This window comes from Halomonas litopenaei (assembly GCF_017303055.1).
In the GTDB taxonomy this organism is placed as follows: Bacteria; Pseudomonadota; Gammaproteobacteria; order Pseudomonadales; family Halomonadaceae; genus Halomonas; species Halomonas litopenaei_A.
In genome coordinates this window covers 464457-484900 of sequence record NZ_JAEKJT010000003.1, presented here as the reverse complement: position 1 = coordinate 484900, position 20444 = coordinate 464457, and the positions used below count along the sequence as shown (strand labels likewise).

At 61.3% G+C, this 20444-nt stretch carries 15 protein-coding genes; 1 reads left to right on the top strand and 14 read right to left on the bottom strand.

All coding sequences use genetic code 11. The annotated features are described in order from the left end of the window. Nucleotides 1-156 precede the first annotated feature (156 nt). Nucleotides 157-2379: a polyphosphate kinase 1 gene (ppk1, locus tag JF545_RS06090; RefSeq protein WP_206940266.1), complete on the bottom strand. Its 2223-nt coding sequence runs from the start codon at nt 2377-2379 to the stop codon at nt 157-159. A 47-nt stretch (nt 2380-2426) separates the two neighbouring features. Next, nucleotides 2427-3434, bottom strand: coding sequence for a porphobilinogen synthase (gene hemB, locus JF545_RS06085; protein WP_206940264.1), 1008 nt, complete (start codon nt 3432-3434; stop codon nt 2427-2429). 209 nt (nt 3435-3643) lie between these two features. Here hemB and elbB point away from each other — a divergent pair, with 209 nt between their 5' ends. Beyond that, nucleotides 3644-4306, top strand: coding sequence for an isoprenoid biosynthesis glyoxalase ElbB (gene elbB / locus JF545_RS06080; protein ID WP_206940262.1), 663 nt, complete (start codon nt 3644-3646; stop codon nt 4304-4306). 172 nt (nt 4307-4478) lie between these two features. On the opposite strand, the gene tatC is transcribed toward elbB, so the two are convergent. The 12 genes from tatC to JF545_RS06020 form a co-directional block, all read right to left on the bottom strand. Then, nucleotides 4479-5273 (bottom strand): twin-arginine translocase subunit TatC, encoded by a 795-nt coding sequence (gene tatC / locus JF545_RS06075; protein WP_206940260.1) that lies wholly within the window; start codon nt 5271-5273, stop codon nt 4479-4481. Next, nucleotides 5270-5698 carry a Sec-independent protein translocase protein TatB gene (gene tatB / locus JF545_RS06070; RefSeq protein ID WP_206940258.1) on the bottom strand — a complete coding sequence of 143 codons (429 nt, stop codon included), beginning with the start codon at nt 5696-5698 and terminating at the stop codon, nt 5270-5272. Before tatB ends, tatC begins: the two co-directional genes overlap by 4 nt. A 6-nt stretch (nt 5699-5704) precedes the next feature. Continuing rightward, nucleotides 5705-5965, bottom strand: a complete 261-nt coding sequence (gene tatA, locus JF545_RS06065) for a Sec-independent protein translocase subunit TatA (protein WP_206940256.1) — start codon at nt 5963-5965, stop codon at nt 5705-5707. A 58-nt stretch (nt 5966-6023) separates the two neighbouring features. After that, the gene (locus tag JF545_RS06060; protein WP_206940253.1) at nt 6024-6356 is read right to left on the bottom strand and encodes a phosphoribosyl-ATP diphosphatase; all 333 of its coding nucleotides are present in this window, start codon (nt 6354-6356) and stop codon (nt 6024-6026) included. A gap of 21 nt (nt 6357-6377) precedes the next feature. After that, nucleotides 6378-8000, bottom strand: a complete 1623-nt coding sequence (ubiB, locus tag JF545_RS06055; RefSeq protein ID WP_206940251.1) for a ubiquinone biosynthesis regulatory protein kinase UbiB — start codon at nt 7998-8000, stop codon at nt 6378-6380. After that, nucleotides 7997-8638: a ubiquinone biosynthesis accessory factor UbiJ gene (locus JF545_RS06050; RefSeq protein WP_206940831.1), complete on the bottom strand. Its 642-nt coding sequence runs from the start codon at nt 8636-8638 to the stop codon at nt 7997-7999. Before JF545_RS06050 ends, ubiB begins: the two co-directional genes overlap by 4 nt. A gap of 7 nt (nt 8639-8645) precedes the next feature. Beyond that, nucleotides 8646-9392 carry a bifunctional demethylmenaquinone methyltransferase/2-methoxy-6-polyprenyl-1,4-benzoquinol methylase UbiE gene (ubiE, locus tag JF545_RS06045; RefSeq protein WP_206940250.1) on the bottom strand — a complete coding sequence of 249 codons (747 nt, stop codon included), beginning with the start codon at nt 9390-9392 and terminating at the stop codon, nt 8646-8648. 111 nt (nt 9393-9503) lie between these two features. Then, nucleotides 9504-9887 (bottom strand): gamma-butyrobetaine hydroxylase-like domain-containing protein, encoded by a 384-nt coding sequence (locus tag JF545_RS06040; RefSeq protein WP_206940249.1) that lies wholly within the window; start codon nt 9885-9887, stop codon nt 9504-9506. A gap of 168 nt (nt 9888-10055) precedes the next feature. Beyond that, nucleotides 10056-11378: an ATP-dependent protease ATPase subunit HslU gene (hslU, locus tag JF545_RS06035; protein ID WP_206940247.1), complete on the bottom strand. Its 1323-nt coding sequence runs from the start codon at nt 11376-11378 to the stop codon at nt 10056-10058. A 2-nt stretch (nt 11379-11380) separates the two neighbouring features. Next, complete coding sequence (gene hslV / locus JF545_RS06030; RefSeq protein WP_206940245.1) at nt 11381-11899, bottom strand: ATP-dependent protease subunit HslV; 519 nt, start codon at nt 11897-11899, stop codon at nt 11381-11383. Between the two features lie 330 nt (nt 11900-12229). Continuing rightward, entirely contained in the window at nt 12230-19057 is a 6828-nt protein-coding gene (locus JF545_RS06025) for an Ig-like domain-containing protein (RefSeq protein WP_206940243.1), read from the bottom strand. Between the two features lie 641 nt (nt 19058-19698). After that, a complete protein-coding gene (locus tag JF545_RS06020; RefSeq protein WP_206940241.1) occupies nt 19699-20442 on the bottom strand; it encodes an SPOR domain-containing protein in 744 nt (247 codons plus the stop codon). Nucleotides 20443-20444 lie beyond the last annotated feature (2 nt).

Below are 20444 nucleotides of genomic sequence, written 5' to 3'. Positions count from 1 at the left end.
AGCCGGGGACTTTGCTTTGGGGCAGGGGGCAACAGGGGCGGTGCTGGCGCCAAGGCGCCCTGATGTCCGTGATGTTGGCGGTGCCGGCATGATATGCCCCCGACAGCATCGCTGGCGGGGGCTTTCTAGGAGCGCTGTGTCCTGGAGCTAAAGCCGTCAGGCCCGGGCGGCATAGGCGTAGAGCAGCGTTTCCTGGGCCGAGATCGGGGCGGCCTCGCCGGGATCCTGCTTGATGTAGGTCCCGTCGCCCTGCAACAGCCAGCTCTGACAGTTGTCGACCAGGTAGGTTTCCAGGTCCTTGCGCACCCGTGCGGCCAGTTTCTTGTCCAGCAGCGGGAAGCAGGTCTCGACCCGGTGGAACATGTTGCGGGCCATGAAGTCGGCGCTGGAGCCCCAGGTTTCGGGCTTGCCGTCATTGTGGAAGTGGAAGACTCGGGTGTGCTCCAGAAAGCGACCGATGACCGAGCGCACGCGAATGTTCTCCGAGATGCCGGGAAGTCCGGGGCGCAGGCAGCACATGCCGCGAATGATCAGATCGCATTCGACCCCGGCCTGGGAGGCGCGATAGAGGGCCTGAATCAGCTTGGGTTCGGTCAGGGAATTGCACTTGACGATGATATGGGCACGCTTTCCCTTGCGCGCGAAGTCGGCTTCGCGCTCGATCATTGCGACGACTTGCTCGTGCAAGGTGAAGGGAGCGTGGAGCAGCTTTTCGATCTGGCGAGTGCGGCCCATGCCGGACAGCTGCTGGAATACCTTGTGCACATCGGCACATAGTACTGGGTCTGCGGTCAGCAAGCTGTAGTCGGTGTAGAGCTTGGCCGTCTTGGAATGGTAGTTGCCGGTGCCCAGGTGGGCATAGTGACGCAGCGCGCCCTTCTCGCGGCGCACAATATGCATCATCTTGGCGTGGGTCTTGTAGGCCATGACACCGTAGATGACGATGGCGCCGGCCTCCTGCAGGCGTGAGGCGAGGGCCAGGTTGTCGGCTTCATCGAAGCGGGCACGCAGTTCGATGACAACGGTGACTTCCTTGCCATTGCCGGCGGCCTCCACCAGGGCGGTGACGATGGGGGAGTCGGCGCCGGTGCGATACAGCGTCTGCTTGATCGCCAGCACGTCCGGGTCGCGAGCGGCTTCACGGCACAGGTCTTCCACGGGAGTGAAGGACTGGAAGGGGTGGTGCAGCAGGATATCGCCTTCCTGCATGGCCTGCATGATGCTGTTGGGCTGTTTGACCTGCTTGGGTATCCCCGGCACGAAGGAGCGATACATCAGCTCTGGGCGCTCCGCGTCCCCCAGTACCGACATCATGCGAGTGAGGTTGACCGGGCCGTTGACGCGATAGAGGTCATTGGGCTCGAGCTGGAATTGCTTGAGCAGAAAGTCGGACAAGCCTTCCGGGCAGTTGTCGGCCACCTCGAGGCGCACGCCGCTGCCGTAGCGGCGGGCCAGCAGCTCACCACGCAGGGCCGAGGCCAGGTCCGAGACTTCTTCCGGGTCCACGGTCATGTCGGCGTTGCGGGTCAGGCGGAACTGATAGCAGCCCTTGACCTTCATGCCCGGGAACACTTCGTCGGCGTGGGCATGGATCATCGAGGACAGGAACAGGTACTCGTTGAAGCCTTCCTCACACAGCTCGCTGGGCAGTGCGATCACCCGTGGCAGGGAGCGGGGCGCCGGAAGAATGGCGAGGCCGCCTTCGCGGCCGAAGGCATCCTTGCCTTCCAGCTCGACGATGAAGTTCAGGCTCTTGTTGACCAGGCGTGGGAAGGGGTGCGACGGGTCCAGGCCAATCGGGCTGACGACCGGAATGATTTCGTTGGAGAAGTAGTCATGGACCCACTTGCGCTGAGCCTTGGTCCAGTCGCTGCGGCGGCGGAAGCGAATGTTCTGTGCCTCCATTGCCGGAATCAGCTGCTCATTGAGAATGCGGTACTGACGTTCGACATGCTCGTGGGCGATCTTGGAAATCTCGTCCAGCACGGAGCGCGGGCTGCGCCCATCGGCCCCGGTGGCGTCATCGCCCATGGCGATCTGGCTCTTCAGGCCGGCGACGCGAATTTCGAAGAACTCGTCCATGTTTGAGGAGAAGATCAGCAGGAACATCAAGCGGTTGAGCAGCGGATGCGCTTCATCCAGTGCCTGTTCGAGCACCCTGATGTTGAACTGCAGATGCGACAACTCACGATTGAAGTAGAGGCTGGGATCGCTAAGATCCGCCTCCGGGTCGGGCAGAGCCTTGGGCTTGATCCCGGTGCGCGTCTGATTCAGCCGCGGCACCGGGGTATCGGCCTGGGGGGAGTCTCCCACCGAGACATCGGACTTGCCCAGGGTGGCCTGTTCAATGGTGGCGTTGTCGGTCTGTGCGTCTTCCATGGTCATTCCTCAAAAAGGGCCCGGGAAGGCGCCGTTCCTTCCCCTCGTCAGCTTGCCAACAGTCTGGCCGCTCGCTTGGCAAAATAGGTCAGCACGCCGTCGGCTCCGGCACGCTTGAAGCACATCAGGGACTCCAGAATGACGCTGTCGGCATCCAGCCAGCCATGGTCGAATGCCGCCATGTGCATGGCATATTCACCACTGACCTGGTAAGCGTAGGTGGGCACACGCAGTTCGTCCTTGACCCGGCGCACCACATCCAGATAGGGCATACCTGGCTTGACCATCACCATGTCGGCGCCTTCGGTGATGTCCATGGCCGCCTCGTGGAGCGCCTCGTCGCTGTTGGCGGGATCCATCTGGTAGGTGGACTTGTCGGCCTTGCCCAGGTTGGCCGCGGAGCCCACGGCGTCGCGGAAGGGGCCGTAGTAGCGCGATGCGTATTTGGCGCTGTAGGCCATGATGCGAGTGTTGTGCAGACCTTCCTGCTCCAGCAGCTCGCGGATCGCGCCGATGCGGCCGTCCATCATGTCGGACGGTGCCACCACGTCGGCGCCCGCCTCGGCATGGGACAGGGCCTGCTTGATCAAGGTCTCCACGGTGCGGTCATTGGCCACGTAGCCGTGCTCGTCGAGGATGCCGTCCTGGCCGTGGCTGGTGTAAGGGTCCAGCGCCACGTCGGTGATGACGCCGAGTTCCGGCAGGGCCGCCTTGAGCTCGCGCACGCTGCGCTGGACGAGTCCGCCTGCGCTGTAGGCTTCTTCCGCCAGCTCGCTTTTCTTGTCGGCATCGACGACCGGAAACAGGGCAATCGCGGGGATCCCCAGCTCGACCGCTTCTCGGGCTTCTTCAATCAGCAGGTCCAGCGACAGGCGCTCGACACCGGGCATGGACGGCACGGCCTCGCGACGACCTTCGCCTTCCAGCACAAACACTGGCCAGATCAGGTCATCGGGGGTCAGGGTGTTCTCACGCATCAGGCGGCGAGAGAAGTCGTCCTTGCGCATGCGACGGGGACGAGCAGCAGGAAACAGGCGAGGGGTGATGGCACTCAAGACGGCACTCCACTGGGAACGAGATTTGGCGCCACGCGCTAGTGTGGTGGCGTTAGATGACAGGCGCGTGACATCCGTCGAGTATATTCCTCCTCGCCTGTTCGTCGAAAGTCGCGTCTTGTCGCACCCTTGGTGACTCTCTAGAGTAGTGGCTGTCTTGGCTGCACTTGGCGCCCTGGAGAGCCAAGTGCGCTCATAAGGAGAATGAAATGAGTAAACAGGTAGCGATCGTCCTGTCAGGTTGTGGCGTCCAGGATGGCTCTGAAGTCTATGAAACCACCCTGACCCTGCTGCGCCTGGATCAACTGGGCATTGCCTATCGCTGCTTCGCACCGGATATCGATCAGGCGGTGGTCGATCATCACCGCGGCGAGGCGGTCGAGGAGACGCGGAACGTGCTGGTGGAATCTGCGCGCCTGGCCCGGGGAGAGATTTCTCCGCTGGATGAGCTGTCTGCCTCGGACTTTGATGCGCTGATCTTGCCCGGTGGTTTCGGGGTGGCCAAGAACCTGTCGAACTATGCGACAGCCAAGTCCGATATGGACGTGCACCAGGACTTGAGTGAGCTGTTGATCGAGTTTCACGACGCCCGCAAGCCGATCGGACTGATGTGCATTGCCCCGGTGCTGGTGCCTAAGGTCCTGGGGCCGGGAATTGCAGTGACCATCGGCAGCGATCCGGAAGTGTGCGGCTGCATCAGTGCCATGGGCGGGCTGCATCGTAGCTGCGCCGTTGACGATATCGTGGTGGATTTCGAACACCGTATCGTCACGACGCCTGCTTACATGCTGGCGACCCGCATGAGCGAAGCGGCACTAGGCATCAACAAGCTGGTCGAGCGCATCGACGAGATGATGGACCTGAATCACTGAATGTGCGGTACGCACATCACCCAGTGATCGGGATTGGATAGCAAAAAAGCCGACGTTTTTACGTCGGCTTTTTTGCGTCTTTCGCTACAGGTCTTTCGCTACAGGTCTTTCGCTACAGAGGCGTCGGTTGCTGTGTCCCTAGCGACGCGCAGGTTTGCACAATGCTCCGGGATCAGGCGTCGTTGGCGTCTTCGCTGGTGCTGTCTTCCTGGTCGGCATCAGCGCGGCGGCGCTTGACGAGCCGGCCGAACAGCAGCCCCACCTCATAGAGCAGATACATGGGAATGGCCAGCAGGCTCTGGCTGACCACGTCCGGGGGCGTCATCAGCATGCCGATCACAAAGCAGCCGAGTATGACGTAGGGGCGCTTGGCGCTCAGGCTTTCGACGCTGGCGGCTCCGGTAAGCACCAGCAAGAAAGTGGCGATCGGGATCTCGAAGGCAATGCCAAAGGCGAAGAACAGCTTCAGTACAAAGTTGAGGTACTGGTTGATGTCGGTCATTACCTGCACGTTCTCCGGCCCGGTCTGGGTGAAGAAGGCGAATAGCAGGGGAAACACGACATAGTAGGCGAAGGCCGCGCCGAGATAGAACAGCACCACGCTGGAGGCCAGCAGGGGCAGCGCCAGGGCCTTTTCCTTGTCGTAAAGTCCCGGAGCGACGAAGGCCCAGGCCTGGTGCAGCACGAAGGGAATGGCCACGAATACCGCCACCACCAGCGTCAGCTTGAAGGGCGCAAGGAAGGGCGATGCGACCTCGGTGGCGATCATCTGCGAGCCTTCCGGCAACAGCTCCATCAGGGGATCTGCCACAAACTGATAGATGTCGTTGGAGAAGGCGTAGAGCGCCAGGAAGATCACCACGATGGCGATCACCGCGCGCATCAGTCGCGAGCGCAGTTCCACCAGGTGTTCAATCAGCGGGGCGTGGCCCTGACCGGACGGCGGCGTGTCACCAGAATGGCTCATCGGGCGGTGGAATCCTTGTGATCGGAAGTGGCAGCTGAGTCGGCGGACGAGGTTGGCTGGCTGGCGCTGTCAATGGCGGCGTCCAGGCGCTGGTCCGCGCTGGTGCTGCCGTCGCTCTGCGGGCGAGCGCTGTCACGAGGCGGTGCGTCGGCGATGGACTCGACACTGCGCTTGGCGCTTGCCGCACTGTTCTTCGCCTGGCTGACGCCTTCGTTGAGCTTGCGCTCCTGCTCCTTGAGTTTCTGCCGCAGTTCCTCGGCTTCGAGCTGGGCGCTGATTTCGCGCTGCATGCCCGCCACTGAGCGTTTGATCCGGCCTACCCACAGGCCGGCGGTACGCGCGGCCTTGGGCAGACGCTCGGGCCCCAGCACCAGAAGCCCCACCACCCCGATGATCAGCAGTTCGAGAAAGCCGATATCGAACATGTGGCGTTACTTGCGTTCGTCGGAGGACTCGGGCTTGCGCTCTGCCTCGACATCGTAGGTGTGGGTGCCGTTGGGCTCGTCATGACGCACCTGGGCCTGAGGCTTGTCGTCCTCGGACTTCTCCTCGTCTTCGTTGACGGCCTTCTTGAAGCCCTTCACGGCGCCTCCCAGGTCGCTGCCGACATTCCTGAGCTTCTTGGTGCCGAAGATCAGGATGATGATGCCGAGCACGATCAGCAGCTGCCAGATACTGATACCACCTAACATAAGTGCTTCCTCAATGTACGGCGCCAAGCGCCTTGAATCGTTGGTTCCGGCCGCCTTGTCAGCGGGGGCGGGACGCCTTTTCCTCGTGGCCCGATACGCCAAAGCGACGGGCCAGTTCATCCAGCACCTGCTGATGGTCAAGGCCCAGGTGCGAGAGCATCACCAGACTATGAAACCACAGGTCTGCCGTTTCAGCGATCAACGCCTCTTGACTGGCTGGATCTGCGTCAACGTCCTTGGCGGCGAGGACGGTCTCCACCGCTTCCTCCCCCACCTTCTCGAGTATCTTGTTCAGGCCCTTGTGATGCAAGGAAGCGACGTAAGAGGACTCGGGGTCGGCGTGTCGACGTTCAGTGAGGGCGGCGTCGAGCTGCTTCAGAATATCGCTCATCGGTGAAGGTTCCATGAAGGGTCAGTTCCAGATCACCAGCAGGGTGCCAATGCCTGCCGCCAGCAGGACGGGCCATGGCTGGCCCGATAGCCATGCCGTCAATGGCTGCCAAGCCAGTGCGACGGCGGCCAGCGCCAGGCCCAGGCGGGTCCGTCGGACGCGCTTGGCCTGGCGGGTGAGCTGACTCAGGATATGGGTCAGTACATCGGCCTGCTGTGTGATCTGTCGGGAGCGCTTTTCGGTTTCCGACAGCGCCTTGTGGGCCAACACGGGCAGTTCCGGTAGCTGGCGGGTGAGCTCCGGCGCTTGCCGCTTGAAGGAGTCCCAGAGTCCGTGGGCGCCGGCGCGCTCTTTCATCCACTGCTCCAGATACGGCTTGGCGGTGGCCCACAGGTCAAGATCGGGATAGAGCTGGCGGCCGAGTCCCTCGATATTCAACAGGGTCTTCTGCAACAGCACCAGCTGTGGCTGGACTTCCATGTTGAAGCGCCGTGCGGTCTGGAACAGTCCCAGCAGCACCTGGCCGAAGGAAATATCCTTGAGCGGCTTTTCGAGGATCGGCTCACACACGGTACGCACCGCGGCGGCGAACTCGTTGGCGCGGGTGTCTTCTGCCACCCAGCCGGACTCGATGTGCAGCGCCGCCACCTCGTAGTAGTCCTGGTGGAAGAAGGCCAGCAGGTTGCGGGCCAGATAGTCCTGGTCTTCCCTTGTCAGGCTACCGACGATGCCGCAGTCGATGGCGATGTACTGGGGATCGCTCGGATTCTGGCGCGAGACGAAGATGTTTCCCGGGTGCATATCGGCATGGAAGAAATTGTCGCGAAAGACCTGGGTGAAGAAGATTTCGACGCCTCGCTCTGCCAGCCGCTTGAGGTCTGTCCCCTGGGCCTTGAGGGCATCGATATCGGCCACCGGAACGCCGTGGATACGCTCCTGGACCATGACCTTCTGGCGCGTCAGCGGCCAGTGGATCGACGGTACGTAAAGCAGTGGCGAGCGCTCGAAGTTGCGCTTGAGCTGGGAAGTGTTGGCCGCCTCCTTGGTCAGGTCCAGTTCATCGAACAGGGTGACCTCGTAGTCGCGTACCACCTCCAGCGGATGCAGCCGGCGTGCCTCGGGCAGAAAACTCAGGGCCTTGGCCAGCAGATACATCAGCGACATGTCCTGGCGCATGACCCGATCAATGCCCGGGCGGATGACCTTGACCACCACATCCTGGCCATCGTGCAGGCGCGCCGTGTGAACCTGGGCGATCGATGCAGAGGCCAGCGGCTCCCGCGAAAATTCGGCAAACAGCGCCGACAGCGGTTCACCCAGGGACTCTTCGATCAGCGCTTCTGCCTGCTCGCCAGGGAAGGGCGGTACCTGATCCTGCAGTCGCTTGAGTTCGTTGGCGATATCGTCGGGAAACAGGTCGCGTCGCGTCGACAGCATCTGGCCAAACTTGACGAAGATCGGTCCCAGCGACTCCAGCGCCAGGCGCAACCGCTCACCCCGTGAGCGCTCACCTACGGGCACCAGCTTGAGCGGCGACCAGGTGAACACCAGGCGTAGCCACCAGGGTAGTTTCTCCAGGGGCAGCAGGGTATCCAGGCGATAACGGGTGACGACCCAGATGATGCGCAGGGGGCGAAGGATCATGGGGCGTCGTTCTCCTGGGCCAGGCGGCGGGTCAGGCGCTTGAGGCGTGCTTCGGTGCGATCAGTGGCGAGTTCGAGCTCGGTCAGGGCGTCGCGCATGGCTTCCAGCTGGTGGCGGCCGGGCAGCCAGCGAGCTTCCTCGAACACGTACTCGGAGACATCGGCGCACAGTTCCCGCTGGGTGCGAAGCCCCCAGCGGGATAGACCGCGTAGCCCTTCGGCAAGCTGGTGGGCGGGTAGATCCCCCAGCCAGCGGGCGAGTTCGGCCTCCCAGTCCAGATCCAGGTCCAGCAGCAGGTCGCGGGTTGCCTCCAGCAGGTGGATCTTGCCGCGCACCGCCAGGCGGCCCTCGAACATCAGGCGCTCCATGTCGGCACCGCCGGCGAGGCGTCCCAGGGTATCCGTGTCCAGCTCGACCACCGCGTCCCAGGCAGCTTCCTCGACCTCGTCGATCAGCAGCAGGTCAAGCCCTTGAGGGTGGTAGCACAGGCCCAGCTGCACCGGCGGCGATTCCAGGCACAGCAGGACGCGCTGGCCCGCCAGCTGGCGTAGCCGCGAGGGGGCAGCGGGGTCGCGGGCAAGCAGGGTGTTGACGGTCTTCTCGATGCCGGCCAGCAGCAGGGTCGGGGTCAAGGCCATCATGTCCTCAAAGCTTGATGCCGCGGTGCAGGGCGACGATACCACCGGTGAGATTGGTGTATTCAACACGCTCGAGGCCGGCCGTTTCCATCATGCCCTTCAGTGTCTCCTGGTCAGGATGCATGCGAATCGATTCGGCCAGGTAACGATAGCTGTCGGCATCACCCGCCACCATTTCGCCCATCTTCGGCAACAGGCGAAATGAGTACTCGTCGTAGGCTCGGGTCAGCAGGGGGTTGCCGGGCTTGGAAAACTCAAGCACCAGCAGACGGCCCCCAGGCTTCAGGATGCGCGCCATCGACGCCAGCGCGGCATCCTTGTCGGTAACGTTGCGCAGGCCAAAGGCGATGGTGATGCAGTCGAAGGTATTGTCGGGAAAGGGCAAGCATTCCGCGTTGGCCTGAACGTACTCGACGTTGCCACCGACGCCGCGGTCGAGCAGCTTGTCACGGCCCACTCCCAGCATCGATGCGTTGATGTCGGCCAGAACGACCTTGCCGCGAGGGCCCACCATACGCGAGAACTTGAGCGCCAGATCCCCCGTTCCACCGGCAATATCAAGCACGCTGTGGCCTGGGCGAACACCGGAGCGCTCGATAGTGAGGCGCTTCCACAGACGATGGATACCGAAGGACATCAGGTCGTTCATGACGTCATAACGGGCTGCCACGCTGTGGAAGACATCGGCGACGCGTGACGCCTTTTCGTCGACCGGCACGTCCTGAAAACCAAAGTGGGTAGTGCGCTTATCCATGGGACTCCCGAGTCGTGAGCTGTCGCGAGATGGGCCTAGAAAACGGCCATTGTAGCCTTGCGGGCCGGGCTTGTCTTTGACCGTGGCCTGGCCTCGGAAAGACGAGTGCTGCTACAGCTGACGGATCTCGATACCCAGCGGCTCGCGGCTGGCGCCAGCGGCTTCGAGGCGTTCGAGGTAGTCGGCCCAGTTGGCGTCGCGCTCGCGGATCAACCAGGCCAGGTAGTCCCAGCTGTAGAGCCCACTGTCATGGCCGTCATCGAAGTGAAGCTTGAGCGCGTAACGTCCGGCCTGGCGAATATCGGCAAGACCTACATCCTTCTTGCCTACCTGCAGGGTGGCGGTATCGGCGCCGTGGCCGCGAACCTCGGCAGACGGCGAGAACACCCTCAGGTATTCCACCGGCAGGCGGTGTCGAGAGCCATCGGCATAGCCAATCTCCAGCTCTCGCGCTTTCCTGTGATAGTGCACCAGGGTAGGGGTAGGGGATGTCATGTCGATCTCCACGGAGTGATATGCCGATCTTGCGCTTGCTGCTGCCCTTGTGGTTGAAGCTGATCATCAGGGATGGTCATGACAGCCTACCATCACGACACGGGCCGCGGCGCGATGCGCGGCGGCCCGTGGGAGTGATGCTCAAGCCTCGTCGGGCATGGCAGGGTATTACAGAATATACCGGCTCAGGTCCTCGTCCATCGCCAGCTCACCCAGCTGAGAGTCGACGTAGGCGCGGTCGATGACCAGCGGGCTGCCAATGTCGGAGCCCTTGAAGGAAGCTTCTTCCAGCAGTCGTTCCATCACGGTGTGAAGACGGCGAGCCCCAATGTTCTCGGTGCCTTCATTGACGTTATAGGCGATCTCGGCGATGCGCTCGATGCCGTCGTCGGTGAACTGCACTTCCAGGCCATCGGTGGCCAGCAGCGCCTCGTACTGACGGGTCAGGGCGGCGGACGGCTCGGTCAGAATGCGCTTGAAGTCCTCCGGCGTCAGCGCCGACAGCTCGACGCGGATAGGCAGACGACCCTGCAGCTCCGGAATCAGGTCTGACGGACGCGACAGGTGGAAGGCCCCTGAGGCGATGAACAGGATGTGGTCGGTCTTCACCATGCCGTACTTGGTCGACACGGTGGAGCCCTCGATCAGCGGCAGCAGGTCGCGCTGAACGCCCTCGCGGGAGACCTCCCCGCCGCTGGACTGTCCGCTGCCTTTGGCCACCTTGTCGATTTCGTCGAGGAAGACGATACCGTTCTGCTCCACCGCCTCCACGGCGCGGGATTTGATGTCGTCCTCGTTGACCAGCTTGCCGGCCTCTTCGTCGCGCAGGATGGAGAAGGCTTCCTTGACCGTGACCTTGCGGGTCTCGGTCTTGCCCTTGCCCATGCCGGAGAACAGGCTCTGGAGCTGGTTGGTCATCTCTTCCATGCCCGGCGGCGTCTGGAATTCCAGATTGGGGGCCTGGGGACACACCTGAATCTCGATTTCCTTGTCGTCGAGCTGACCCTCGCGCAGCTTCTTGCGGAACATCTGGCGGGTGGACGAGTCTTGACGCGGTTCGTCTTCCTGGCCCCGCGGCGGCGGCAGCAGGGCGTCGAGGATGCGATCCTCGGCGGCGTCCTCGGCGCGGTGGCCGACCTCTTCCTTTGCCTGTTCACGGACCAGCTTGATGGCCGCTTCGGTGAGGTCGCGGATGATCGACTCGACGTCGCGCCCGACGTAGCCCACCTCGGTAAACTTGGTGGCCTCGACCTTGATGAACGGTGCCTTGGCCAGCTTGGCCAGGCGTCGAGCAATCTCGGTCTTGCCGACACCGGTGGGGCCGATCATCAGAATGTTCTTCGGCGTGACTTCCTGGCGCAGCTCACCGTCGAGCTGCATGCGACGCCAGCGGTTGCGCAGGGCGATGGCCACGGAGCGCTTGGCATCCTGTTGACCGACGATGTACTGATCCAGCGCGTGGACAATTTCGCGGGGTGTCATCTGGGTCATGATCAAAGCTCTTCCAGGGTCACGTGGTGATTGGTGTACACGCAGATGTCACCGGCGATTTCCAGCGACTTCTCGGTGATCTCGCGGGGCGACAGCTCGGTGTTTTCCAGCAGTGCGCGGGCGGCGGACAGGGCAAAGTTGCCGCCGGAGCCAATCGCGATAATGCCGCGCTCGGGCTCGACCACGTCGCCATTGCCGGTAATGATCAACGAGGCCTTCTTGTCGGCGACCGCCAGCAGGGCTTCAAGACGACGTAGAGCGCGATCGGTGCGCCAGTCCTTGGCCAGCTCCACCGCTGCCTTGACCAGGTTGCCCTGATACTTCTCGAGCTGGGCTTCGAAGCGTTCAAACAGGGTGAAGGCATCCGCGGTACCGCCGGCAAAGCCTGCCAGCACCTGGCCATGATAGAGCCGCCGCACCTTGCTGGCGTTGCCCTTCATTACCGTGTTGCCCAGTGACACCTGGCCGTCACCAGCCAGCGCCACCTGGTCGCCGCGGCGAACGGAAACAATCGTGGTCATGGAGCATTCTCCTTGAGGAAACCCCGGCATTCGACCGGCCTCGGGTTTCCTGTGACTTTCGAGGGAAGGATCCCTCGTTGAAGACGATAGTCTGGGAGGTGTGGGCACCATGCCGAGATTTCAACCGGGCACAGCGGGCATCGCGCTGGCGGTGGGGCAGAATACGTTCGTGGCGTAGCCATGAAGACTGTCGTTGGCCATGGCTGACGCTGCATTCATCGCTCCGGGCCCGTAAACGACAGCACCCGGCCGAGGCCGGGTGCTGTTTCTTCCTTTTACATCAACTGCTTCCTTGCTACTGCGGGTATCGATAGGGGCTCAATGCAAGCCTTACTCGATATCGAGCTGGTGGTTCTCCAACAGACCCTTGAGGAAGTCATCGCTGGAGCCCGACATGCTGACGTCGGACAGCACGATGACCTGGCTGGCGTTGCTGCCGTCGGCGCTGATGTTGCCACCTGCGTCGATGTGCAGCACGGTGTCGGCCCCTTGCTGTTCTGCCAGCAGGTAGTCAGACAGCGACGCCTCTGATGCATCTTCCAGCAGATCCGACAGATCCAGCTTGTCGGCACTGGAACTAGCGCCATAGACACCGGTGTGGAAGTCGACAATGGTGTCCGTCGCGGGCGAGCCCTCGACGCCTGCGTCAGCGAGAGTGAAGACAAAGGTGTCTGCACCGCCACCGCCGATCAGGATGTCATCGCCGGCACCGCCCCTCAGGGTGTCGTCACCGCCCTGGGTACGAGTGGTTTCCAGCAGCGATTCGTAGTTGTCGCGAACGTAGTCGCTGAGCTGGGCATTGGTCGGTGCTTCACCATCACCGTGCTCCGGAGACCACGTCAGGAACTCGAATACCCCTCTCAGGCCCATGCCGTCATGGGTGCCAGCAGCGAAGCTTGCTCCCGTGTCGCCATTGGTCCAGCTCAACTCGTCACTGTTGGTGGTATCACCAAAGATGATGTCGTTGCCGCCGCCGCCATCCAGGGTGTCGTTGCCAAGACCGTTGTATCCAGTTTCCTTGGAGCCGGTGGCCAAGGCCAGGTTGAGCTCGAACTGGGTGTCGACAATCTCCGCCTCGCCAATGGTGCCGGTGAATTCGGTGCCGTCATCCAGAATGACGGTAGATTCCCCGACCACGTTGGTGTTGTCGAAGTACTGGGTGATCTGCGAGACGTTGGTATCGTCGGGCAGAATCGTGCGGGTCTTGGGCGTTTCATCCCAGCCCACCGCGTGCACATCGGTGTACTGCGTCAGGTCGTTGAAGGCATCTACCGTCTCCTGCATCGTGACCTGGGTGGTGTTGGCCGTCCACACCTTGGCGTCGTTGTTCACGCCCGCCATGTAGAACTGAGGCGTACCGTCGGTGTAGAAGATGGTCTGGTTTTCCACGTCGTCAGTACTGACTTGCTTGAACCAGGTCTCTGTCTTGCGGAACGCGTCTTCGGTGTTGGTGTAACCACCCGGGCCCCAGCCGTTGACACGGTCGATGATGGACTGGAACAGGTTGTTGCCGACGACGTCCTTGTACTCCATGGTGTAGGCGTGATCGTTGAAGATGACCACGTTCATGTTGATGACGCCAACATGATCCTTGAGGCCATTGACGAATTCGGTGACCGCCTCCCTCAAGATCTCGATACGCGTCTTGAAGTACCCGGGGTAGCCGTCTTTCGGTATGTCGGTATACGCCGCAGTACTCACCGAGAAGTCGAGCACCAGAGCCAGGTTGTAGTCCTTGCCGTTCTCGATGATGGTTGCGCTGCCGCCATCGTCGCCGATGATGACATCGTCGCCGTGGCCTGCGGTGATAGTGTCATCGCCGTCACCACCGGCCTGCACGCTGTCTTCCTCGCGGGTCTCGAGGGTCAGGTGGCCTTCGGCGTAGTCGCCATCCCCATCGGTACCGGTCAGCTCGTAGGTGACATCGAGGCTGCCACCTTCACCACCTGAGCGATATTCCATGCCGCCGAGGCTAAGGTCATTGCCCGCCTGGCCAGTGATTTCCACCGCCTGGAAGGGCTGGCTGCTCTCGAGTTCGATACGCCATCCGTCCTGGATGCCGGCCACGGTGATGCTGTTGCCGGTATCGGTCAGGGTGATTTCCGAGGTGACCTCGACACCCACGGCATCGAACACCGAGATGTCGCTGACCGAGAGGTCGACGGGGGTGCCACTGCCCAGGGCAGGTACCGTGCTGCCGGCGCCGCCATCGGCATCAAAGGCAAATGCGGAGACCGAGAGCGACGCCTTCGAGCTGGACTTGCCATCGACATGCAGCGTCTGCTGGTAGCGGCTGATGGACTGATGGCTATCCCAGGATACCTGACTCTTGCTGATGACCGCATTGTTGAGGAAGTCGACGCGGATGACCTCACCAGCGCTGATCTTGGCATCACCGACCCCATAGGCACTGCCCTCACGAACGATGGTCTGGCCCTTGGAGCTGATCAGCACATCGTTGCCGGGCTCTGCGTCTGCCACGTTGTAGCCGATGAAGCTGTTATCCCCGGCAGCGGTACCCGTTGATACCACGAGGTCACTGGTCTCACCCGTAGTAAAGGCATCGCTGGCCATCACAGAATAGCTGGTCCCATCGTCCGACAGGGCCACTGAGAAGGCGACGTCGCCATCAGCGGTAACCGCTGACAGCATCTTGCCATCGTCGCTCAGTGCGTAGGTCAGGGGCTTTCCAAGGTAGACCAGAGCGTTGCCAGCGCTGTCCAGCGCTGCGGTGCCATCGATGGCTTCATAGAACACCACGCTATCGGCACCATCGGCACCCGCATGGGTGGCAAAGTTGATAGCGCCGGACGCGCCATCTTCCAGGAAGGCCGGGTCCGTCATGAACACTTCCGGCATGTCGTCGTTGATGTTGACGGTCAACTTGCCGGAGACAACATCGCCATCACCATCTTTCAGCGCATAGCCGAGGTTCAGGGAGATGGAATCCTCGATGTTGATCATAGGATGATCAAGCACATCGCTGAGGACCACCTCGTAGCTGCCGGAGGCAAGGTCGGTGACCTTGACCGTCAGTACCGGCGTGCCATCGGCCTTGCTGCCCGTCAATACGGTGCCGTTGGCACTGACGTTAAAGGTGATGGCATCGCCGCCAGAAGTCAGCGACGGCAGACCCGCCGTCTGCCAGGTGAAGGCGCCGGTGCTGGCCGGACCATCCTCGCCGAAGGTATAGCCCAGAGATCCCGTCGTCTTCACGGTCTCGCCGGACACATCGCCGTTGCCGCCGGCAAGGCCACCTGCCAGGCCGTCCTCATCGACGGTGGTAACGGGTGAGGTGGTGGCAGGATCACCATCGGTCTCAGGGGTCGTGGGGGCAATGCCGTTATCCACGATATTGACCTTGACCGAACCGCTGGCGGTATCGCCGTCACCGTCCACGAGGGTGTAGGAGATTGTAGCCGTGCCTTCGAATCCGGGAGCATGGATGAAGGTCAAGGTGCCGTCAGGGTTGATCGAGACGGTACCAACGTCGGCGCCACCGGCGACGCTCACTTTGCTGATGTGGCCGCCGTCGGCGCCCAGCGCATTGTTTGCCAGCACGTCAAGCGTCACAGGCGAGTTGTTCTCGGCCTCTACGCTGTCATTTCTTGACGTGGGTGAGTCGTCATTGACCTGAATGTTCAAGGTGCCAGATGCCTCGGCCCCTGCACTGTCAGTAATGGTATAGCCCAACGCCAGCTCGATGTCGTCCTCTTCCGTCGGGTCGGTGTGATCCAGCGGCTTATTAAGCACCACTCGGTAGCTTCCTGACGCCAGGTCGGTCAACTGTACGGTAATGACCCTGTTGTCATTCTCGTCAAAGCCGACCAGAGAGCGCCCGTTGCCGTTCAGGTAGAAGCTTATCTGGCTGCCTCCTGAGGTCAGCTGAGGCAGTGTACCTGCGTCCCAGGTGAAGGCTTCACGGGGTCCCGCCGGGCCACGAGAGCCAAAGTCATAGTTCAATAGCCCCGTCGTCTCGATAACGGTGCCTGCAACGTCGCCCGAACCGCCTTCGTTACCACCAAGCAAACCGTCTTCGTCCACTACCGCAAGAGGGGTGTCTGATGAGGGATCACCATCGGATTCGGGGGTGGTCGGTCCGGTGGCAGCCTGAGTGACGTCCACCTTGAGCTTGCCTTGGGCAGTATCGCCATCACCGTCGCTGAAGGTGTAGTCGACAATGGCTTGCCCAGTAAAGTCCTGTGCGGCAGTAAAGGTCAGGGTGTTGTCGTCGTTGACCGTAACAGTGCCTACGCTATTTCCGCCCACAACGGTCGCGGATAGGCTGCCCTCGCCATCGGCACCAGCCTGATCGTTAGCCAAGACATCCACCACGACAGGAGTCTCGTTGTCAGTGCTGGCCTGGTCGTCCTGTACCACCGGCGAGTCATCATCAATGATGATGTCCAGTACGCCGTCCGCGGTCAGCCCCTGCTTATCTGTGACGGTATAGCCGACTCTCAGCAGAATATCGTCTTCGATACCAGACCTTTTGTGGTCAAGCGGCTTGCTGATGGCCACCCTGTACGTGCCGTCAGTCAGGTCCGTCAGCTGGATGAAAATGACCGCTTCGCCAGAGCTGGTACTGCCGACCAGTGATTGCCCGTTGTCACTCAAGTCAAAAGTGACGGCTTGACCGCCAGTAGTCAGTCGTGGAAGGTTGCTCGTATTCCAGCGGAAGGCTCCGGTGTCCGCAGCCCCATTGCTGCCAAAGTCGTATCCCAATGAGCCGAAACGTTCTGTGTCGGTGGTCGCTGCATCTTTAATGCCGCCTTGCACGCCGCCGGCTAGGCCTTCGTCATCCACAACTGCGCGAGGGGCGCTGGAAGCGGGATCGTCATCGGTCTCGGGGGTAATCGGGCCGGTAGATGCCTGAGTTACATTCACTTTTAACGTGCCATGGGCGATATCACCATCACCATCGGTGAAGGTGTAGTCGACGATGGCCTTGCCAGCAAAACCCTGAGCGGCAGTGAATGTTAGGGTGTTGTCGGCATTAACGACAACGGTCCCTACGCTATTGCCGCCCGTGACGGTCGCGGATACGCTGCCCGCACCGTCAGCGCCGGCCTGGTCGTTGGCAAGGACATCCACCGTGACGGGGGTCAGGTTATCAGTGCTGGCCTGATCGTCCTGTACCAGTGGAGAGTCGTCGTCGATAAAGATCCGAACCGCGCCGTCGGCTGTCAGTCCCTGTTTGTCGGTCACCGTATAGCCAACCAACAGTCGGAGGTCATCCTCGGCGTTAGGGTTCTGGTGGTCCAGTGGTTTGGTGATGGCCACCTTGTACGTGCCGGTAGCAACATCCGTCAGTTGGATGATGACAATTTCGTCGCCTGCATCAGTGCTGCCGACCAGCGAGTGCCCGTCGCCGCTCAAGCGAAAGATGATGGCTTCGCCAGAGGTGGTGAGCTTGGGGAGGTTGCTGTCGCTGAGACTCCAGCGAAAGGCGCCGTTGTCCGCTGCCCCGTATATACCGAAGTCATATCCGAGCTTGCTGAAGCGTTCGCTCTCGGTGGTTGGCGCATCGAAGTCACCGCCCTGCACACCGCCGGATAAACCTTCCTCGTCCACTACCGTTATCGGATTTTCAGTCAGAGGGTCACCATCGCCTCCTGGTGTCGTCGGCCCTATGTTACCGGCCCGGTCGACGCCGACTGTTAGCTCCCCATTGGCCTGATCACCGTCTCTATCCATGAGGGTATAGGTGATGACGGCGTCTCCTGCGAAGGTGACGTTAGGCGTAAAGGTTACGGTACCGTCGGCGTTGATCGCGGCGGTACCGGTAGCGGCGCCGCCCTGAACGCTCACTTGGGTCAGCGTGCCCCCGTCGCCACCGAGAAGGTCGTTGCCAAGTACGTCTACCGTCACCGCCGTGGCGCTGTCAGTAGAGGCTGTGTCCTCGGTCGGCGCGGGGGAGTCATCATTGACGACGAGGTTCAGCTTGCCATCTGCGCTCAGGCCTTCGGCATCGGTGATGGTGAAGCCGACGGAGAACTCGATATTGTCCTCCTTGGTCGCGTCAGCGTGATCCAGCCCCTGCTGAATGAAGAGGGTATAGCTCCCTTGCTGCAGATCGTTGAGCTGCAGAGCGATGACCGTGTCTCCATCGGCCGTCTTGCCCTGAATGACCCGTCCGTTGGGACTCAAGGTGTAGTTGAGAGGTTCGCCCCCGGACGTCAGGGCTGGCATATCCTCCAGGTGCCAGGAAAAGGCCCCATTCCCCGCTGCGGGCTCGTTGGCACCAAAGCTGTAGCCGAGTTCGCCCCGTGCCGTGGTAGATCTTCCAGGCACATCGCCGATGCCTCCTTCGCCCCCACCTTCTAGACCATCTTCGTCTACGGTAGCCGTCGGCGACGTGGTCGCGGGATCATCGTCCGTCTCGGGCGTGACGGGGACAGCCTTGAGTTTCACCGTCGTATTGAAGGTGCGGCTGGTGACGTCACCGTCGGTATCGCTGGCCGTTACGGTGAAGCTGAGTTTAGGGTCATCCTCGATGACGTCCCTGTCGATGGTGAAGGTCCATGTGCCGTCGCTCTTGATGGTCAGCACGCCATTGTCCAGCTGAATGGCGGTATCGAGTGCATAGCTGGTGCTGTCGCCAGGCACCTTGACGCTGGCATCTTCCAGACCGTCGGCACCGCCGCTGAGCGTCCAGTTGCCGGTGTGCGTGGTGGAAACTTCGATTTCGCTGCCATCTTGGTAAGTGATGGCAGGCGAATCATCGTCAATAAAGACAGCGATCATATCGTTCGAGGTGGCGCCGGCACTGTCGGTCAGGGTGAAGCCAACCTGCAACAGCAGATCGTCTTCCGCCGTGGGAATGCCATGGTCGGCTGACTTGAAAAGTGTCGCCTCAAACAGACCCGAAGAGGTGTCTTGCATAACAAGTTCGAAGACTTTTTCGCCACCTTCGTCGGCGGCTGTCAGGGTCAGACCGTCACCTGACACTGAATACGTCACGGCGGAGCCACTGGACGTGATTGCCTGAATGCCTGTGGTGTTCCAGGTAAAAGGCGAGCTGCTGGCAGGGGTTCCATTCTTGTAGGAAAAACTGATCAATCCCAGGGTGGTGATATCCGTGCCGGGGAGGTCATTGATTCCACCAGCATTGCCGCCTGTCAGTCCATCTTCATCAAGGAACGCGGTTGTGTTCACTGTTTCAACGTTGCTTTCAGCCATCACTATCCACCTGTTAGTAGAGGAAAATGTGCCGACGCTCAATGACAGAACTCGCCATTGTTGTGCAGTTTCAGGGTTGTAGGCGTAACCCCATCAAATGGGCATGCGCTGGCGAAAACCATGCTAGTGATAAGGACAAAGTGGTTATACTGGCTGCATGGGCAGGTGGGTAATCTAATTACTGCGTGTTTGGGTAATGTAAGAAGGATGATATTTATCTTGATCAGCTCATTGGATGACGTTTAAGAGTATTGTTTATGCAAGTGTGTTGTTTTTCATGCATGTCTGTTGAGCTAGGTCAGCGCTGCATGCACTTCGGTACTAGGGGGAGCGTGTCAAAATGGTACAGGGTGATATGACGGCTCCCGCTCAACGATCATTAACTTGACAGGTAGCCAAGAGAGAAGACGGAAGACGCGGTGATGATGGCCAGTACGGTGCTGCGGGAGGCGGTTCCAAAAGAGCGATGGCGTGACGGGCAAACGGAACAAGCCTCTATGGAGAGGTCGAAGCCGGCAGGATGAAGATGGCTGTCGTAAACAACAAGGCCCGCTCCTGGGGGCAGGAAGCGGGCCTTGAGGTGTCAGCAAGGCGTCGTCAAGTGACGGGGTAAGGCATCAATTCTGCAGTTGAATCAGCAAGGGTTCGATACCTTGGGTGCTCATCAGGTCCTGGGCGCGTGCCAGCTCGTTGCGGTCGCTGTAAGGACCGACCTGCACCCGGTGCCATGTCGCCCCGCCGGTGGCCTCGACCTCACTGATCTTGGCCAGCAAGCCGAAGTCCTTAAGCCGGCCAGCCAGTTGACGTGCATCGCCCACTTCACGAAATGACGCTGCCTGCAGCATGTAGCGGCGTTCGGCGCTGCGGGGCGTCTCGGAGGGCGTGCTCGCCGATGTGTCCTCGCGGGAGTTGGCGGCGATCACGGCGGCAATGGGGTCATCGTCCGAGATGGCATCATCACTGGACGTTGCCGCTTCCGGTCGACGAGCCGTGGACTCGGGCACTTCCTCGTCTGACGCAATGACCTCTGACTCGGGGAGCAGGGTGTAGAACTCGAAGGTCGGCATGGGCGGTTCGCTGTCGCTGCTCTGACCTTGTCCGCCGCTGGTGGAAGTACTACTTGTTCCACCGCCCTGACCATCATTGCTCGATGGCTTGGGCAGTACCGCAGCGATCGGCGATCGCGGATCCTGCCATGGCGCGGTGCCGTTCTGGTGGTGTGCCAGAAGAAAGCCAGCCGCCAGGCCGACGGCCGCCCACAGCCAGCCGGGAATGCCGCCGCGGCCGCGCGTGGAGGGCTGTTTGCGCTTCTGGCTGCTGGTGGCTCCCCGCTTGCGGGGCGGCGCCTTGCGAGTGGCCATGG